This window comes from Campylobacter sp. RKI_CA19_01121, assembly GCF_025771295.1.
Classification (GTDB): Bacteria; Campylobacterota; Campylobacteria; order Campylobacterales; family Campylobacteraceae; genus Campylobacter_D.
This window is the reverse complement of record NZ_JAKMQA010000010.1, coordinates 41868-61151: the sequence shown is the minus strand read 5'-3', so window position 1 is coordinate 61151 and position 19284 is coordinate 41868. Positions and strand designations below refer to the sequence as shown.

Here is a 19284-nt window from a genome sequence, read left to right as displayed (position 1 = left end):
TAGATAAAATCTCGTAAAAATTAAAGGTATTGAATGTTTAATGGATTAATCCGCGAATTAGCCTTTGTCAAATCATATCAAAACAACACTTTAAGATTAAAAGCAAACTACAAACCAAAACTAGGCGATAGCATAGCAGTTAATGGTGCGTGTTTGAGCGTAACAAAACTTTTTGATGATGGTTTTAATCTTGAGCTTTCTTATGAAACAAGAACTCACATAGCTATTGAAAATTTAAAAGACTATGTGCATATTGAACCTGCATTAGCTTATGGTGATAGAATAGATGGGCATTTAATGCAAGGGCATATTGATGGTATAGGTGAAATTACTAATATTTCTAAAAAAGAAAACGGAGTTGATTTTTATATTAAATGTCCTGATGATATACAAATTTATATGGCAAATAAAGCAAGTGTAGCCATAGATGGAGTGAGCTTGACTATCAATGAAGTTTTAAAAGATGGTATTCGTTTAACTATCATTCCTATAACCTTTAATGAAACCTTGTTTAAAAACTATACCATAGGAAGGCGCGTTAATATAGAAAGTGATCTTTTAGCAAGATACATACACAGACAATTAAATTATAAAAAAGAAATTTCATGGCAACAAATAGAAAAGATTACATCACTTTATTAGAAAATGACTTCGCAAAAGCTTTTGTAGCCTTTGATCAAGATTATAATATTTTTAGAGCAAAAATTCATGATAATATTTTTCCTTGGGAAAATTCAATAAAAAAGTGTATATTTTTAAATCAAATTCATTCTAATATCATCACTCATTATAATAAAGATTTTCATTTTAACGCTGATGGAATAATTAGCAATGAAAAAAATATAGCTTTGTGTATTTTAAGTGCTGATTGCTTACCTTTACTTTTATATGATGATGAAAATAAAGCCGTAGCAGCTTTACATTCGGGTAGAAAAGGTTGTTTTGAAAACATCTTAAAAGAAGCTGTTTTAAAAATGCAAAAAAGTTTTAACACTCAAACAAAAAATTTAAAACTCATTATTTCAGCAGGAATTTGTGCTAAAAATTATGAAATTAATGGCGAGGTTTTAAACTACAGCAAAGAAAAATTTGCACCTTTTTTACATGAAAATAAGCTTGATTTAAAAGCATTAGTTAAATTTCAAGCAAAAGAATTAGGTGTTAGTGATATTTTTGATATCAATCTTTGCACCTTTGATGATAAGAGATTTTTTTCTTATAGAAAAAACCAAACTCCAAAGCGCATTGTTAGCGTGATTTATTTAAAGGATTAAAATGTATGAAGTAAAAAATTTGCTTGCTTTAAAAATTTTACAAAAGGCTAGAGAATTTGGTGATAATGACTTAAGCAACGAAGTTTTAATCACTCAAATGCTAAATCATACCTCACAAACTCTAAATCAAAACGATACTAAAAATTTAAATGAATTTATCACAACGCTTATAAATGCCAAAGAAAAGGCTAAAATGAGTAATAAATAATTTTAATTTTTCCAAGTTAAAATAAATTTTGTTCCTTTATTTAGCTCACTTTCTACTTTTATGTTAATGTTATGATCTTTACAAATTTTATCCACTAAAGAAAGCCCTATACCAAAACCGCCTTGATTTTCATTAAATCTCGAATAACGCTCAAAAATGTTGGCCAAATTTTCCTTTGCTATACCACAGCCACTATCTTCTATTATAAGTCTTTGCTCCAAAAGCATTATTTTGATATATCCATTTTTTACATTATATTTTATAGCATTATTAACAAGGTTATCAAACATTTTAAAAAACTGCTCTTTATTGGCATAAATTTTTCCATCATCTTCCAAGCTAAGCTCTAAGTTAATATTTTTTTGCTCCAAAAATATCTTAAAATACTCCATTCTTTCTTTAATCAAATCTTTTAAAAATATCCAATCCTTTTTAGCCTCATAAACTTGAGAAAAATTTAAAAAAGTTAAATCTGAATACAAATGACTCAAAGTCAAAGCAGCTATTTTTACACGCTTTAAAGCTTTAACTTCTTCAAAATTCTTTTTTCTTTCTAAACCTTCTACACTCATTAATATCGCACTAATTGGAGTATTAATCTCATGAGTGGTATCTTTTATAAAATTATTTAAAAATCTTATTCTCATTTCTAAAGGCTTGAGTGCAAATTTTAGTATAAAATAAGCCATTATACTTACAAAAATCAAAGAAAAAACCATAGCCAAAGCTACTTTAAATCTTATAAATCCAAGTTCTTTGGAGATATCATCACCTTGTACTAAAACCCTCAAACGATTAACATCACCTAAGACCTCCAAAGCATCTTGTCCTTGAGTATTTGCAAGCAATAAATTATTTAAATTCACATCAGCCACATAAATTAGAGTGTTATTATTATAAATATTTGCGTTATTAAGTTTAAAAAATGTTGTTTGAGCAGGCAAGTCAAGATTAGAAAAATAAACTTTTGTTCTATCAAATATTGCAAATTTTATATTAGAAATTTGAGCAATTTTTCTAGCACCTTTTTCTATAGGCTCAAAACGTAACTTTTCCATTTGTAAAATTACAAAACGATGTTCTTGTCTTAATTTTATGCTATGTTCAGCTATTAATTCTTCTATTAACTTTGCATACCATACGCCAAAAAGTACTATAAGAACACTTCCTATACTCACTAAATACAAAGAAAGAATTTGCCACGCAACGCGCTTGGCTTCATACATAACAATACCCTCTTCCTCTTTGGTTGACAATACTATCTTTGCCTAAAATTTTTCGTAAATTTTTTACATAAGCTCTTAAGCTAAGCTCACTTGGCTCTTGATCATACTCCCAAATTTCTTCAAAAATGTAAGCAGTATCTATAAATTTACCTTTATTTTTTAAAAGCAAAGATAAAAGCTTTAATTCTTTTAAAGGCAGAGTTAAAGGTTTATCGTCTTGATATAAAGTTTGTGAAATAAAAGCAAATTTAAAACCATTTCCCAAGTCTTCATAATCTTCATTTTTATGAGCAAAAGAACGCTTTAAAATAGCATTAATTCTTATTTTTAACTCCTGCAATTCAAAAGGCTTTTTAATATAATCATCACAACCGCTTTCAAAACCTTTTTGTAAATCCATAGTAGTATTCAATGAAGTCATAAAAATAGCTGGAGTATATTTACCAACTTCTCTTAAATTTTTAAGCACACTAAAACCATCACCTTGTGGAACTTTTACATCTAAAATCCATAAATCAAAATTTTTCTCATAAGCTTTATCTTGCGCATCTTGAGCATTATCCACTAAAGTAACTATAAAACCTTCTTCTTCTAAAAATTCACTAACAATTTCTCCTAAATTAATATCATCTTCTAACAAAAGAATTTGTGTAGCCATTTTTAACCTTTTTATCATATTTTCTTAAAACATTATATTTTTTTTGTGTAAATTGAGTGTGAATTTAGTAGAATTAAAGCAAAATATTTATAAAATATTAACTATTTTATAATTTATACTGTTAGGATTTTTATGTTACCTGAATGGGATAAAAAATATAGCATTAATAATGAAAAAATTGATGAACAACATAAAAAACTTTTTGAACTTGCTGCTAGAGTTGAAGAAATTTCAGATAGACCAATTTATCAAGTAGAACTTAAAAAGATAGTTGCTGAATTTTTTCACTATATTAAAATTCATTTTCAAGATGAAGAAAACTACATGACTGAAATTAATTATCCTTACTTAAACCAACATAAACTCATGCATAAACAAATCACAAAATCTATGATAAAACTCATACAAAGCATAAAAAGCACTAATGATTTAAAAGAAAAATTATACATAGTGGTTAATTCATGGCTTATAGAACATATCATTCAGCATGATATGATGATAGAGTATTGGAAACAAAGTACACAAATACAAAATTCTTCAGATAGCTTTGAAGAAGAAAAACCAAAAATAAAAAATTTCTTATATCAATGCCAATGCGAAGGTAGAATTCATAAAGTTCCTTATGAAATTCATTTAAAAATGCAGTATTCTAAAGTACAATTTAAATGTAAAAAATGCTCTACTAATTTAATTTTATGTAAAGAAAAAACCGAAATTTAATAAAAATTAATCATAATTTAAAATATTGTAAATTATAATACATCAAGAACTCTCCCACAAACCAAACAAGGGGTTTTAGTATGTTACCAAAATGGTGCGACAAATATAGTATTCACAATGAAGAAATCGACAAGCAGCACCAAAAACTTTTTGAACTTGCTGCTAATGTTGAGATGATTTCAGATAAGCCTATTCATAAAGGACAGATTAAATTTTTACTTGCGGATTTTTTCAATTACATGAAAGAACATTTTGCTGAAGAAGAAAAATATATGGCAAAAATAGGCTATCCCGAACTTGCTAATCATCAAAAAATTCATAAAAGTATCATACAATCCATGATAGATTTGATCCAAAATTTAAAAAGCACTAATGATTTAAAAGAAAAACTCAATATTATTGCATCCAAATGGCTTTTAGAGCATATTTTAAGAGAAGATATGAAAATAGAAAAATGGCACCAAGCCCAACTTAGTAAAAAAGACAAAAATACAAACTTAGGAGAATTGCAAGAATTTTATGAATACATTTGTTCTTGCGCAGATAAAATTCACAAAGTTCCTTATGAAATTCACCAAAAAATACAAACAACTAACACAAATTATAAATGCAAAGCTTGTCAAGAAGCAATAAGACCAAAATAAAGGCTAGACAATGAATAAAAGATACACTCTAACTCTTTCAGAGGAACTTTACGAGCGCTTAAGTCAAACTGCAAAATTTTCTAAAAAGAAAAAGGCTGAAATTTTACGCAATGCTTTAGAAAATTATCTTGATGAAATGGAAGATTTTGTTCCTGCTATAGAGGCTTTAGAAGATTTAAAAGATGGAGATAGTAAAAAATTAGACAGTGTTATTAAAAAATTAAAATGCTAACTCAGTTTCCAAACATTAACTATCAAAGAGCATAATTACATCTGTAAAAGCAAACATTCATAGATAACTCCTTAGTTTTTAAAGATCTAGTTTTTTACTAGATCTTTAAAGATATATAGTTTTAAATATGAATGAGATTATTTATAAAATATAAAATTAGGAATAAAATTAAATTATAATTTTAAAGATTTAATTTAATATAGTTTGATTATCTAAACTATAATCATTATATACTAATAATTTATAGTATAACAACACACTACAACTTCAAATATATCCCAATAAATATATATTTTTGTTTACTTTAAGAATTCTCATATAAAACTATGATATAATACAAGTCATAGTTTTAATTTTAATAAGGAGAATTCTCATGAAACTAGTTAAACTTAGTTTAGTAGCAGCTTTGGCTGCAGGTGCTTTTTCAGCAGCTAACGCTGTTTCACTTGAAGAAGCTATAAAAGATGTTGATGTATCAGGTATGTTCAGATACAGATTTGAATCTGATAGAAGAGACATTGGTAACACAATTGAAGATGGTTACAACAACTCTAAAGAAAACAAACACAGATTTAAATCTCAATTAAACTTCAAAGCAGCTTTAGATGATAATTTCAAAGCTTTTGTTCAATTCCAATACAGCACAAATGAAGCTGGTTTTGGAACAGGCAATGGAACAAACACTCACGATACTTTCGCTGTGCAACAAGCTTACTTAGAATATACAAATGAAGCTTATGCTACAAATGTAACTTTCGGTAAAATGGAAGTTGGTTCAATTTGGACTGATGATTTAGTAGGAACAGGAGCTAAAGTTCTTAACAATTCTATCGAAGGTTTAACTTTTGCAGGTTATTGGTTTGATAGCTTTAACGCTGAAGATGATGGTGATACTGCTGCTTCTTTAAGCACTAAAACAAATAACAAAAACCAACATTTCCCTGTTATCAACATGGCTAAATCTTCACTATACGGTGCTGCTGTATTAGGTGATTTTGATCCATTTGCTTTCCAAATTTGGGCAGCTTACTCAAATAATTATGCATTCTTATACGCAGTAGATGCTAGCTATAAATTTGCATTCAATGATGCTAATTTTAAAATCCAAGCTCAATATTTAGGAAATAGCATTGATAGTGATACAGAAAAACGCTTAGATGCAGATAATAGCAACTTCTACGCTGCTCAAATTCAAGCAAATATTTCTGCTTTTGATTTCCAAGCAGGTGTAGTTGGCTATGGTGAAAAAGATAAAAACACCATTGTTGTATTAGAAGATAAAGGTAGAATAATCGCTCCAGGTGAGCAAATTTTCTATTCTCACGGTAGTAGACTAACTGGAGATATGGGTGAAAACTTCTTCTATTTTGCAGGTTTAGGTTATACTTTTGCTGAAACTGTAAGAGTAGGATTTGACTATATCGGTGGTAAAACTGAATATGCAGCAGGCATCTCTGATACAGATAAAAACGAATACATTGCAAGAGTATCTTATGCTTATAGTCCAAAACTCACATTTAGTGGTTTCTATTCTTACTTAACCGAAGACTTCAATATGAATGGTGTTCATGATAGTGATGATCAATTCATCAGACTTGAAGCTCTATACAAATTCTAATTATAAAAGCTAAGCCAAAAGGCTTAGCTTGCTATATCTAAAATTATCTCTTCTTTTAATCCTTGTATTTTAATTTCTTTTATTTTTAATTCATTAGGTAGATTTTCTAATAAAGCTTCTTTGCTATGTATGTTTTTACTTGCTAGTATTCTTAATATTTTACCCCTATAAGCCTTTGCAAAATGACTTAAAGTTTTGGAATTTTTTAAAAAAGTGAGGGTAAAGTGAGATTATTTATTTTTTTTAGATATAATCGAGCTTTATTTATATATTAAAAAAGGTTATATTTATGTTGCGCTTGTTTATTGTAAGTGTTTTGTTTTTTAATTCACTATTAGCTTTTAATGTAAAATCTTTATTTACTTATACTTTTAATGATAACATTAGTTATGACTTAGGAAAAGCTAAAGAGATATATTTTAAAAACAAATGTAATACTTGTCATGGAGAGAATGGAGAAAAAAATTCTTATGGCAAAAGAGCTCTTAAAGACTTAAGTCCAGAAGAAATCAAAGGTGCTTTGAAAGATTATGCTAATGGATATTTTAAAAATCAATCAAGCGATAATATCCAAATGAGTTTGTATGCTAAAAAATTAAGTGATAGTGATATGAATCACATCATAGCTTATTTAAAGGGACAAAATTTTTCTATAGAGCTTAATCAAAAAGATCTTTTAGAAGAAGAGCCAGCACCAAAAACTAAACACAATACATTTTTAAAATAACAAAAAGGAGTTTTCATGAAAAAAAATCTACTGTTAGCTAGCTTACTTTGTGCTAGTTCAATTTATGCTGCAGAGGTAAAAATAGGGGTTGTTTTGCCGCTTACTGGCGCTTTAGCAGCCTATGGTAATGATGTATATGAGGGTATTAAACTAGCCAATACTTTAAATCCAAATTTAAAAAATGGAGATAGTATTAAAATTATAGCTATTGATACTAAAGGTGATAAAATAGAAGCAGCAAATGCTACTACTAGACTTATCTCTCAAGATAAAGTTTTAGGTCTTATAGGCGAAGCTGTTACACCAAATACTATGCAAGTTTTATCCATAGCCGAAGAAAGAAAAGTTCCTGCTATAGCTCCAGTTGCCTCAGGCGATAAGCTTTTAGATAAAAAAAGCTATGCTAGTAGAGTTTGTTTTATGGATAGCTTTCAAGGAGATAAATTTGCTAATTATGCCTATAAAGATTTAAATTTAAAAAGCGTGGTTGTTATAGTTGATCAAAGCAATGTATACTCATTGGGTCTAGCAAGAGCTTTTGAAAAAGAATTTAAGCAAAATGGTGGAAAAGTACTTAAAAAATTAACCATTTCTTCGGGCGATAAGGACTTTAAAGCTATTGTTTCTCAACTTAAAAGTATCAATCCAGACTTTGTTTATATGCCAATTTATCACCCAGAAGCTGCCTTAATAGCAAGACAAGCAAAAGCGGTTGGATTTAACAAACTTTTAAGCGCAGGAGATGGGGTAAATAATAAAACATTTATAGAGCTTGGTGGTGATGCTGTCAATGGAGTAGTATTTACTGATAGTTTTGATTATAATAATCCTCCAACAACTTTATCTAAAAATTTCATCAATGCTTATGAAAAAGATCATGGTACCAAAGAACTTCCAGCATTTTCTGCTATGGGAGCTGATGCTTATTATGTAATGGTAAATGCAATGAATGAATGCGCTAGTAATCTTAATGCACAATGCATTAATGAAAAAATTCACTCAACTAGTAATTTTGAAGGTGTGGGTGGGGTTATAAGCATAGATGCTAGTGGTAATGCGAGTCGTTCTGTAGTTATAAAAGAAATACAAGATCAAAAACAAGTATATAAAACTATTATCAATCCTTGAAAGGTAAACTATGAAAAAAATTAGTATAGCTATATTATCTGTCATAGCTTGCAATATTATACAAGCAAAAGAAATCAACATTGGCGTAGTTTTACCTCTAACAGGTTCTACGGCAGCATATGGACAAAGTGCTTTAGATGGAGTGAAAATTGCAAATTCCATGAAAAACACTCTAAGTAATGGAGATAAAGTAAATTTAGTAGTAGTAGATACAAAAGGTGATAAAATAGAAAGTGCCAATGCTAGCACAAGATTGGTTTCGCAAAACAAAGCTTATGCGCTAATTGGTGAAATGCTAACAGCTAATACTTTACAAGTGATAAGAATTGGCGAAGAAAAAAAAATCCCAGTGGTTGCTCCTGCAGCTACTGCTGATAAAATTTTAAATAAAAAATTATATGCTAGTAGAGTTTGTTTTATGGATAGCTTCCAAGGGTCATCTTTAGCTAATTATGTAAAAAATAAACTTAACTATACTAAAGCTGTGATAATTAGCGATCAAAGCGCGGATTATTCTTTGGGTTTAACTAGAGCCTTTGAAAAAGAATTTAGCAAGCAAGGTGGAAAAATTTTAGATAAATTTAGAATCACAGCAGGCGATAAAGACTTTAAAGCTATTCTTTCACAAATTAAAAATTTAAAACCTGATTTTATTTATCTTCCAGTATATTATACCGAAGCTTCTTTATTTGCACGTCAAGCAAAAGCAATGGGTATAAATATCCCTATGGGTTCAGCAGATGGAGTTGCTGATGAAACCTTTATTAATTTAGCTCAAGATGCTGCAGAAGGATATTTATTTACCGATAGTTTTGATTATAACAACCCACCAACACAACTTTCAAAAGACTTCATACTAGCTTATGAAAAAGAAAAACAAAGCAAAGAAGTTCCAAATTTCACAGCTATGGGTGCAGATGCGTATTTTGTGATTTTTGAAGCTATGCAAAAATGTGTCAATGATTTTAACAGTGAATGTATCAATAACAATATCCACTCTACTTCAAAATTTGAAGGTGTTAGCGGAGTAATTAACATTGACAAAACAGGCAATGCTACGCGTTCAATTGTTATAAAATCAATAGAAAATCAAAAACAAATTTATAAAGATACGATTCTTCCGTAAATAAAATTTTAAGAGGTTCAATGGATAGTTCTTTAATTTTACAGCAAATTATAAATGGTTTTAGCTTAGGTAGCATGTATGCACTTATTGCTATAGGCTATACAATGGTCTATGGTGTTTTAAGATTGATTAATTTTGCACATGGCGATATCATGATGGTAGGTGCTTACTCAGCTTTATTTTGTGTCACAAGTATGAATGTGCCTTTTCTAGGAGCTCTTTCTTTGGCTATGTTATTTGCAGCAGCTTTAGGTATAGCTATTGATAGAGTAGCTTATAAACCTTTACGAAAAGCACCTAGAATTTCTTTACTTATTACAGCTATAGGCATAAGCTTTTTAATACAAAATGTATTTAATGTCTTATTTGGTTCAACCCCAAAATATTTTCCTGTGCCAAATTATCTTGAAACAGTGATTAATTTTAATAATATCAGCATTAGCATTAATAGTATTTTAGTGCCTATTTTGACATTTTTTATACTATTAGTGGTTTTATTCATACTTTATAAAAGCAAATATGGCATTGCTATTAGAGCTTTAGCTTTTGATATTCATACTGTAAATTTAATGGGAATTGACGCAAATCGTATTATCGCTATTGTATTTGCACTAGGCTCAGCTTTAGCCGCTATTGGTGGTATTTTTTGGGCTGTTAGTTATCCTTCTGTTGAACCTAGCATGGGAACTCTTATAGGACTTAAGGCATTTGGCGCTGCTGTTTTAGGTGGTATTGGTTCGGTTGCTGGAGCGGTATTAGGTGGTTTGATTATAGGATTTACAGAAGTTGTTGTAGTTGCTATTTTCCCTGATCTTTCTGGTTTTAAAGATGCTTTTGCGTTTATCTTTTTAGTATTGATTTTGCTTTTTAAACCAACTGGAATTTTGGGCATAAATTTTGAAAAAAGTAGGTTTTAAGATGGTTGCAAGAAAAATTACACATTTAAGTTTTTTTATCATAGCACTTGCTTTTCTTTTTGTATCTCCTTATTTTTTCAATGATTATAAAATAGGAATTTTAAGCAATATTGCTATTTTTGTTATCTTAGCAGTAAGCTATAATCTTATCAACGGGGTTACAGGACAATTTTCACTAGAACCAAATGGCTTTGTAGCTATAGGAGCTTATGTTGCAGCTTTAGTATTACTTACAAGTGAAAGCAAAATCGACCAGTTTTCTTTAGAAGATCCAAGTAGCTTTATTTTGATGATACATTCACCAAGTTTTATTGTGGCTTTACTTGCTGCTGGGCTTTGTGCTATGCTTTTATCTTTAGTTTTGGCTTTTGCAGTATTTAGAGTTAGAGGGGATTATTTAGCTATTGTAACACTAGGTTTTGGTATTATCATTAAACTTATGGCGATTAACTTTGCTTCTGTTACAAATGGCTCTTTGGGCTTAAACGACATTCCTAAACACACTACTTTATACTGGAGTGGTGGGATTGCTATATTTTCAGTTGTTATCATCTTAAATATTGTTAGCTCAAAATTTGGTAGAGCTATGAAAGCCGTAAGAGATGATGAAGATGCGGCACTAGCAATGGGTATAAACACCTTTAATATTAAAACCTTAGCCTTTAGTACTTCAGCGTTTTTAGAAGGTGTTGGGGGAGGCTTGCTTGCTTGTGCGCTAGCTTCAGTTTCACCTGAGCAATTTGACTTTTTATTTACCTTCCAACTTTTAATCATCATTGTTTTAGGTGGCTTAGGTTCAACTACTGGTGCTATCATTGGGGCTATTTTAGTAATAGGCGGAAGCGAGTATTTAAGATTTTTAGATGAAAGTATGAATATTTTTGGTTATGAAACCCCTGCTATGCCTGGTCTTAGAATGGTTGTATTTTCCATTGTATTGATCTTGGTAATGCTTTTTGCAAGAAGAGGAATAATGGGCGATAAAGAACTAACAGATATTTTATTTAAGTTTTCTAAAAGGAAGAAGAAATGATTTTAGAACTTAAAGAAATTCATAAAAATTTTGGCGGAGTTAACGCTATAACAAATACTTCTTTTGCTATTAGAGAAAGTGAAATTTTTGGGCTTATAGGTCCAAATGGCGCAGGAAAAACTACGCTATTTAATATTATTACAGGAAATTATAAGCCAAGTAGCGGAGAAGTCTTTTTTCTAGGAAAAAAAATTGATCATTTAAAACCACACAAAATAGTTCATCTAGGCATAGCAAGAACTTTTCAAAACATCAGACTTTTTTCAAGCATGAGTGTTTTGGAAAATGTATTGATTGGTTTTGATCAAAGTATTAAATATAATATTTTCGAAGCCTTTTTACATCTTGGAAGATTTTCCAAAGCAGAAAAAAATGCAAAAAAAGCAGCTTATGAAATTTTAGAACAACTCAATATTGCTCATTTGGCTGATGAAAAAGCTACTAGTTTAAGCTATGGTCAGCAAAGAAAAGTTGAAATAGCAAGAGCTTTAGCAACAAACCCTAAACTTTTATTGCTAGATGAGCCTGCAGCAGGTATGAATTCTACAGAAAGTGATGATTTGGCTGAGTTAATTTTTGACATAAGAGATAATAAAAAAATTAGTGTTTTACTTATAGAGCATGATATGAAATTTGTAAATAAGCTTTGTGATAGGGTTATGGTGCTTGATTATGGTAAGACTATTTTTGAGGGAAAACCAAACGATGCGGTGCAAAACCCTGAAGTAATTAGTGCATATTTGGGAGATTTTAATGCTAGTAGTTAAAGATTTACATGTTTATTATGGTTTGATTGAAGCTGTTAAAGGTATTGATTTTACTATAAAAACAGGAAGTATAGTTAGCTTAATAGGCTCAAATGGCGCAGGAAAAACCTCAACACTTAATGCTATGCTAAATTGTGTTAAAAAAACTGGCGAGGTAACTTTTCTAGGTTATGACACTCAAAGACATTTACCGCACACTCTAGTTCAAAAAGGCATTGCTTTAGTACCTGAGGGAAGAAGAGTTTTTATCAATCTTACTATAGAGGAAAATTTAAAAATTGGTGCTTTTAATAATGCAGAAAATTATGAGCATTTAAAAAATCAAATGTATAGACTTTTCCCAAGATTAAAAGATAAAAAAAATGCCCTTGCAGGAACTCTAAGTGGCGGAGAAGCTCAAATGTTAGCTATCTCAAGAGCGCTTATGAGTGAGCCAAAACTTTTAATGCTTGATGAGCCTTCATTAGGTCTTGCTCCAAAAATAGTTGGAGAAGTTTTTGATATTATAGTCAAATTAAAAGAAGAAGGAATCACCATTTTATTAGTAGAGCAAAATGCATTTTCAGCTTTAAAAATCAGCGATTATGCTTATGTTTTGGAAAATGGCAAAATTGCTATGCATGCACCTGCAAAAGATCTTATCGGCAATGATGAGATTAGAAAAAAATACCTTGGAGCTTAATTCATGAAAAAACAACTTTTAGCTTTTGGGGATATAAAAATTTCTATTTTTTTGTTTTTAATTTTTGCCCTATTTTGCGCCCTAGCTACTTTCATAGAAAGTGCTTATAATACACCAACAGCATGGGCGATGATCTATGGCTCTTCTTGGTTTGGCTTTATACAACTCATACTAGGGATTAATCTTTTAGCTGCTCTTTTTAAATACAAAATGTTTAATAAGAAAAAAATACCACTTTTAATCTTTCATATCTCATTTTTATTTATATTACTAGGCTCAGCGATGACTAGATATATGGGATTTGAGGGAAATTTGCACATTAGAGAAAATGAAAAAAACAATATCATTGAAACTTCAAAAAGCTATATTTACATAGCAACCTTAAAAGATGATAAAGTATATAGCGCTTCAAAATCTGAATATATCGCAACCTTGCCTTTTGTAAATGATTTTTCATTTGATTTAATCTTGCCTGATGAAAAAGCTCAAATTGCATATGAAAATTTAATCTTAGATGCAAAAGAAGTTTTTATTGATGATAACAATTCTGCTCCACTTTTATCCTTAATGCTTTCACAAAATAATGAATCCAAAGAATTGCTTTTTCAAGCAGGAGATATTGAAAATATCAGTGGCGTTAATATAGCATTTTTAAATGACTCTGTTCCAAGTCCTTATATAAAAATCGATAAAGAATTAAAGCTTAGTGCTGATTTTGATTTAAAATACATGTCAATGAGTGATGGCAAAGAAAATATTTTAAAAGCAAACCAAAAAGCACAAGCTAAAGATTTAAGATTGTATTCTTTTAATGATATTAATTTAGTGGTTAAATTTGCTTCTTTGCATGGTAAAAAAACCTTAGAAGGTATCAATCAAGCCCAAGATGAAAGTTTTTTTACTTGGTTTAAAAATAGTTGGATAGAGCTAGGACGCAATGCTTTGATTTCTTTATTTGGCGAGGCAAAATACTGGAATAATTCTTTATTAAATAACTTCAAAGATTTTGCTCAAAGCACTAAATATATGCCAACTCAACTTTCAGATAATGCCATTAATGCTTTAAAATTAAAACTAAACTACAAAGGAGAATCCAAAGAAGTTTTCCTAGTAGAATACAACTCACCTATTCGCATTGATGTAGCAGGTCAACCTTTCTTTTTAAGATGGGGCCCTAAAGGAATAGAAATGCCGTTTGAAATGTACTTAAAAGACTTTGAATTAGAACGCTATCCTGGATCAATGTCGCCTATGTCTTATGCAAGTTATGTAGAAATTGACAATGCTAACAAGAAACTAGAGTATAAAATTTTCATGAATAATGTTTTAGATTATGAAGGTTATAGATTTTACCAAAGCTCATATGATCAAGATGAACTTGGTACCATACTTTCAGTCAATAAAGATCCAGGTAAAATTCCTACATACATAGGATATTTTTTACTCACACTGGGAATGTTTTTAAATGTTTTAAATCCTCATTCAAGATTTAGGACTTTAGCTAAATTAATCAATCAAGACACCTTGAAAAGAACAAGCGCGATATTGGCATTTATATTAGTTTTTTTTGCAAGCCAAAATACTTATGCAAATGAACCCATCAAGGTAGATGAAACACATGCTAAAGAACTTGCTTCTTTGATAGTGCAAAAGCCTGATGGTAGAATGGTTCCTTTTAATACTTTAGCCATGGAAGTTTTAGAAAAAATACATAAAACAACGACCTTCCAAGGACAAAGTGCTGAAGCAACAATCATATCAATGATTTTTGATGGTAGTGCATGGTATGATAAAGATATTATTTTTATGCCAAGCAGTCGTTTGGTTAATGAAGAAATTTCTAAAATTTTAGAAATTGAGCCTAGAGCCTATACTAGTTTTAAAGATTTTTTCACTACAGATTCATATAAACTACAAAAATATGTAGAAAATGCTAATAGAAAAAATCCAAACCGCAGAAGTGTTTTTGATAAAGAAATCATCAAGCTTGATGAAAGGGTTAATATTGTAAATTTAATTTTCTCAGGTGATATTTTTAGATTTATTCCTTTACAAAATAGCACAAATAATCAATGGGTGGCACCACGTGAAGCTTATATAGGATTAAAAGGTGAAGAAGGTGCAGAAGTTAAAAGTATTTTAGAAAACTATTTTAATGCAGTTAGTAATTCCATTGTACATAATAACTGGGATGAAGCAACTAAAAACTTAAATGCTATCAAAAATTACCAAGAAAAATACGGCCATGAAGTTATGCCTAGTGCTAAAAAAATTAGCACAGAAATCTTTTTTAATAAAAGTCAAATTTTTGTAAATCTTACCCCTCTTTATCTTTGTGCTGGATTTTTGCTTTTAATTATAGTTTTTGTTAAGATGCTACTGCCAAAAATACGCATTGATTTTATTTTTAAATGTGTTTATGTATTTAATATCGTGGCATTTTTCATCCATACTTTAGGTTTGGCTTTGCGTTGGTATATAGCAGGTCGCGCACCATGGAGCAATGCTTATGAGAGTATGGTTTATATAGCTTGGGCTTTATCATTATCTGGAATTTTCTTTTCCAGAAAAAGCCCTATTGCACTTTCTTTAACTTCTATTTTAGCAGGGGTTACTTTAGGTGTAGCTCATCTTAGCCAAATGGATCCACAAATTACCAACTTAGTTCCTGTGTTGCAATCATACTGGCTAACTATACATGTTTCAGTTATTACTGCTAGCTATGGATTTTTAGGACTATGTGCATTATTAGGTATATTTGTACTTGTTTTACTATGCATGCTAAAAATCAATGGTAAACATAATGAAAATATTTTAAGAAATATTACAGAAGCAACAAGAATCAACGAAATGGCTATGATCTTAGGACTTTGCTTACTTACAGTTGGAAATTTCTTAGGTGCTATATGGGCAAATGAAAGCTGGGGAAGATATTGGAGTTGGGATTCCAAGGAAACTTGGGCTTTAATTAGTATTTTAGTTTATGCGGCTATTTTACACATTAGAATGGTGCCAAAATGGGCAAATCAATACACTTTTGCAGTTTGCTCTATGTTTGCATACTGGGTGATTATTATGACTTATTTTGGAGTAAATTACTTTTTAACTGGTATGCACTCTTACGCAGCAGGAGATTCAGTAAAAATTCCTGATTATGTGTATTGGGGCTTTTTATTTATGGTGGCATTAAGCATAGCAAGTTATTTCAAAAAATCTTATGCAAAAAAATTATAGGAAAGTTTTAAATGAATAATTCTCTTTTTGTATTTTTGATTATTGCTTTAGTTATTGTTATTATACTTGGAATTCTTTTAGTTTTATTTTTTACACACAAAGATAAAAACACCAATAAATCAAATATCACTAAAACTCCAAAAATAATTAACATTGAAGATTTTATATCTAAAGCTAATGATGCAAAAAATTCTCAAGAAATTCAAGCTTTGATTTTGCAGTTTTTAAATTCACAAAAATTAGGATCTAATCCAAAAGATAGCGCCACTAAAAGAAAACTTGATTTTATTAGTGCTATTTCAGCAAATGCCAATGCCACTCCTAAGAATATTTCGTTTTTAAATAATGAATTAAAAAAAAGATATAAAACTTTAAAAAACGAAATAGATGCTTATGAGCAAATAGGTTTAGCAAAAAGAAAAATGAGACAATCTTAAGGTTTTTTGATGAAAAATATTAGAAATTTCTCTATTATAGCTCATATTGATCATGGAAAAAGTACACTAGCTGATAGAATTATTAGCGAATGTGGTGCAATTAGTGACAGACAAATGAGTGCCCAAGTAATGGATACTATGGATATAGAAAAAGAGCGTGGTATAACTATAAAAGCTCAATCTGTGCGTTTAAATTATAAATTTAATAATGAAGAATATGTATTAAATTTGATAGACACTCCAGGTCATGTTGATTTTTCCTATGAAGTAAGTCGCTCTTTGGCAAGTTGCGAGGGAGCTTTGCTTGTTGTTGATGCTTCACAAGGAGTAGAAGCTCAAACTATAGCCAATGTTTATATAGCCTTAGAAAACGATCTTGAAATCATACCAGTGATAAATAAAATAGATCTTCCTTCAGCTGATATAGAAAAAGTTAAGCACGAAATAGAACATATTATAGGCATTGATTGTTCAAATGCAATTTGTGTTAGTGCAAAAACAGGTATAGGTATAAAAGAACTCATAGAAACCATCATCATAAAAATTCCTGCGCCAAAAACCGATGATGAAGCACCTACTAAAGCTTTAATTTATGATTCTTGGTTTGATAATTATCTTGGAGCTTTAGCTTTAGTTAGAATTTATGAGGGAAATATAGCTAAAAATGATGAAGTTTTAGTTATGAGTACAGATAAAAAACATCTTGTACAAGATCTTTTTTACCCTCACCCATTAAGCCCTATAAAAACCAAAAAATTAGAATCAGGTGAAGTAGGTGTTATCGTGCTTGGACTTAAAAATGTTGCTGATGTTCAAGTAGGCGATACCATAACACTAACCAAAAATAAGGCAAAAGAAGCCATTGGTGGTTTTGAAAAAGCCAAAGCTTTTGTTTTTGCAGGATTATATCCTATAGAAACGGATAAATTTGAAGATTTAAGAGATGCTTTAGATAAATTAAAACTCAATGATAGTTCTATTACCTATGAACCTGAGACATCGCTAGCTTTAGGGTTTGGTTTTAGAGTTGGTTTTTTAGGTCTTTTACATATGGAGGTTATTAAAGAAAGACTTGAGCGTGAGTTTAACCTTGATTTGATTGCTACTGCTCCAACTGTTACTTATGAAATTTATCAAACCGATGGAGAAGTTTTAAAAATTCAAAACCCAAGCGAGCTGCCTCCAGTAAATAAAATCGATCACATAAAAGAACCTTATGTAAAAGCAACTATCATAACCCCAAGCGAATATTTAGGAAATTTAATCACTCTTTTAAATCGCAAACGTGGTATGCAAGTTAAGATGGATTATATCACCCCTGAGCGTGTTTTACTTGAGTATGATATACCTTTAAATGAAATCGTTATGGACTTTTACGATAAACTCAAATCACTTACCAAAGGTTATGCTAGTTTTGATTATGAGCCTATTGAATTTAGAGTGGGTGATCTTGTAAAGCTTGATATTAAAGTAGCCGGTGAAAATGTCGATGCACTAAGCATCATAGTGCCAAATGAAAAGGCACTAAGCAAAGGTAGGGAGCTAGTAAAAGCGATGAAAGAAATCGTCCCAAGACAGCTTTTTGAAGTTGCTATCCAAGCAAGCATTGGAAATAAAATCATCGCAAGAGAAAATGTAAAATCTATGGGTAAAAATGTAACTGCAAAATGCTATGGCGGGGATATTACTAGAAAAAGAAAGCTTCTTGAAAAACAAAAAGAAGGTAAAAAAAGAATGAAAGCTATTGGCAAAGTACATTTACCTCAAGAAGCATTTTTAAGCGTTTTAAAAATAGACTAAATCCCTAGTTTAAAACTAGGGATATAAATTTATGCATTGATATCTAAAGAATTTCCACCCAATTCATTGATTTTTTGAGTTACTTTTTCAATAGCTTTATCAATTGTTTCATAGCTGATATCAGGAAGTTTGCCACCCCACATTTTTTCCGCTTGCGCAAATCCTGCTTTTAGACCTTCTAAACCTTTTTGAAGTTTTTCCATATCATCACCAGCTCCATTAATAACAAAATCAGCCAATCTTTGAGATGTTTTTGCTACACCAAAGTACCCATCTTCCCCAATAAGCTCTTTTGCCTCATCAGCATTTAAACTAAGTATATCTTTACCTTCATACCCTATAGCTTTAAAATCTACATTTGATAAAATAGCCGTTAAAGAATCCTTAGACTGAGCTCCTTGAAAAATCCCAGCTTGAGATAGACCATTAGATGAACTCATGCTAAATGCTTGTTGCATAAAACTCATAGCATAAAGTTCTGTTATGCCTTTTCCGCCTATACTAGCAAGCTTACTAAGCTTATCCTCATCAATATCTTTTGTGCTATTAGCGCTTTTAGTATTGGCATCTTCAAGCTTAGTATTCGAATCAGCCTTCCTATTGCTAATCTGTGACTCCACTGCCACACGTGAATACGAATTTATTTGCATCCTTGCTCCTTTTTTTGTGGGTTTATAAAAATCGGATAAAAATTATTAAATTTTATATTAAGAAATTTATAACCACTACTATAATATAATTTCTTTTATTTATTGTATTTTTAAAATTTAGGTGATATAAATGCTTTTTAGAGATTTTTTTATAATCATTGTTGATCCGTATTTTAAAGATATCATAGAAGGTATAGAATCTC

The 19284-nt window shown here is 30.2% G+C and carries 20 protein-coding genes; 17 read left to right on the top strand and 3 right to left on the bottom strand.

Going from position 1 to position 19284, the window contains the following annotated elements:
* Positions 1-33: 33 nt before the first annotated feature.
* From ribE to L8T90_RS06515, 3 genes are read left to right on the top strand one after another with little or no spacing between them, the layout of a single operon-like run.
* On the top strand, positions 34-642 hold the full coding sequence (gene ribE / locus L8T90_RS06525) for a riboflavin synthase (protein ID WP_263737042.1): 609 nt from the start codon (positions 34-36) through the stop codon (positions 640-642).
* Positions 606-1274 (top strand): peptidoglycan editing factor PgeF, encoded by a 669-nt coding sequence (gene pgeF, locus L8T90_RS06520; protein ID WP_263737041.1) that lies wholly within the window; start codon positions 606-608, stop codon positions 1272-1274. The genes ribE and pgeF overlap by 37 nt, the downstream gene beginning before the upstream one ends.
* A 1-nt stretch (position 1275) precedes the next feature.
* Entirely contained in the window at positions 1276-1482 is a 207-nt protein-coding gene (locus L8T90_RS06515; protein WP_149062476.1) for a hypothetical protein, read from the top strand.
* 2 nt (positions 1483-1484) lie between these two features.
* On the opposite strand, the gene L8T90_RS06510 is transcribed toward L8T90_RS06515, so the two are convergent.
* Entirely contained in the window at positions 1485-2738 is a 1254-nt protein-coding gene (locus tag L8T90_RS06510) for a sensor histidine kinase (protein WP_263737040.1), read from the bottom strand.
* Positions 2701-3366 carry a response regulator transcription factor gene (locus L8T90_RS06505; protein WP_263707365.1) on the bottom strand — a complete coding sequence of 222 codons (666 nt, stop codon included), beginning with the start codon at positions 3364-3366 and terminating at the stop codon, positions 2701-2703. Before L8T90_RS06505 ends, L8T90_RS06510 begins: the two co-directional genes overlap by 38 nt.
* Positions 3367-3498: 132 nt before the next feature.
* Here L8T90_RS06505 and L8T90_RS06500 point away from each other — a divergent pair, with 132 nt between their 5' ends.
* From L8T90_RS06500 to lepA, 14 genes are all read left to right on the top strand, one after another.
* Positions 3499-4086 carry a bacteriohemerythrin gene (locus L8T90_RS06500; RefSeq protein ID WP_263737039.1) on the top strand — a complete coding sequence of 196 codons (588 nt, stop codon included), beginning with the start codon at positions 3499-3501 and terminating at the stop codon, positions 4084-4086.
* A gap of 80 nt (positions 4087-4166) precedes the next feature.
* Positions 4167-4730, top strand: coding sequence for a bacteriohemerythrin (locus L8T90_RS06495; protein ID WP_263737038.1), 564 nt, complete (start codon positions 4167-4169; stop codon positions 4728-4730).
* Positions 4731-4740: 10 nt separating this feature from the next.
* Entirely contained in the window at positions 4741-4962 is a 222-nt protein-coding gene (locus tag L8T90_RS06490; protein ID WP_263708933.1) for a ribbon-helix-helix protein, CopG family, read from the top strand.
* Positions 4963-5335: 373 nt separating this feature from the next.
* Entirely contained in the window at positions 5336-6580 is a 1245-nt protein-coding gene (locus L8T90_RS06485; protein WP_263737037.1) for a major outer membrane protein, read from the top strand.
* A 289-nt stretch (positions 6581-6869) separates the two neighbouring features.
* Entirely contained in the window at positions 6870-7307 is a 438-nt protein-coding gene (locus tag L8T90_RS06480; protein WP_263683269.1) for a c-type cytochrome, read from the top strand.
* 15 nt (positions 7308-7322) lie between these two features.
* Complete coding sequence (locus L8T90_RS06475) at positions 7323-8435, top strand: ABC transporter substrate-binding protein (protein WP_263737036.1); 1113 nt, start codon at positions 7323-7325, stop codon at positions 8433-8435.
* 10 nt (positions 8436-8445) lie between these two features.
* Positions 8446-9561 carry an ABC transporter substrate-binding protein gene (locus L8T90_RS06470; RefSeq protein ID WP_263737035.1) on the top strand — a complete coding sequence of 372 codons (1116 nt, stop codon included), beginning with the start codon at positions 8446-8448 and terminating at the stop codon, positions 9559-9561.
* A gap of 20 nt (positions 9562-9581) precedes the next feature.
* Positions 9582-10478, top strand: a complete 897-nt coding sequence (locus L8T90_RS06465) for a branched-chain amino acid ABC transporter permease (protein ID WP_263683266.1) — start codon at positions 9582-9584, stop codon at positions 10476-10478.
* Between the two features lies 1 nt (position 10479).
* On the top strand, positions 10480-11511 hold the full coding sequence (locus L8T90_RS06460) for a branched-chain amino acid ABC transporter permease (protein ID WP_263728217.1): 1032 nt from the start codon (positions 10480-10482) through the stop codon (positions 11509-11511).
* Positions 11508-12278, top strand: coding sequence for an ABC transporter ATP-binding protein (locus L8T90_RS06455; RefSeq protein ID WP_263737034.1), 771 nt, complete (start codon positions 11508-11510; stop codon positions 12276-12278). The genes L8T90_RS06460 and L8T90_RS06455 overlap by 4 nt, the downstream gene beginning before the upstream one ends.
* Positions 12265-12960: a high-affinity branched-chain amino acid transporter, ATP-binding protein gene (locus L8T90_RS06450; RefSeq protein WP_039618807.1), complete on the top strand. Its 696-nt coding sequence runs from the start codon at positions 12265-12267 to the stop codon at positions 12958-12960. The genes L8T90_RS06455 and L8T90_RS06450 overlap by 14 nt, the downstream gene beginning before the upstream one ends.
* Positions 12961-12963: 3 nt before the next feature.
* The gene (ccsB, locus tag L8T90_RS06445; RefSeq protein ID WP_263737033.1) at positions 12964-16194 is read left to right on the top strand and encodes a c-type cytochrome biogenesis protein CcsB; all 3231 of its coding nucleotides are present in this window, start codon (positions 12964-12966) and stop codon (positions 16192-16194) included.
* Between the two features lie 11 nt (positions 16195-16205).
* On the top strand, positions 16206-16631 hold the full coding sequence (locus L8T90_RS06440) for a hypothetical protein (RefSeq protein ID WP_263664243.1): 426 nt from the start codon (positions 16206-16208) through the stop codon (positions 16629-16631).
* 9 nt (positions 16632-16640) lie between these two features.
* Positions 16641-18431, top strand: coding sequence for a translation elongation factor 4 (gene lepA, locus L8T90_RS06435; RefSeq protein WP_263737032.1), 1791 nt, complete (start codon positions 16641-16643; stop codon positions 18429-18431).
* 29 nt (positions 18432-18460) lie between these two features.
* Here lepA and L8T90_RS06430 read toward each other — a convergent pair whose 3' ends face one another.
* Entirely contained in the window at positions 18461-19081 is a 621-nt protein-coding gene (locus L8T90_RS06430; RefSeq protein WP_263664244.1) for a hypothetical protein, read from the bottom strand.
* Between the last annotated feature and the right edge of the window lie 203 nt (positions 19082-19284).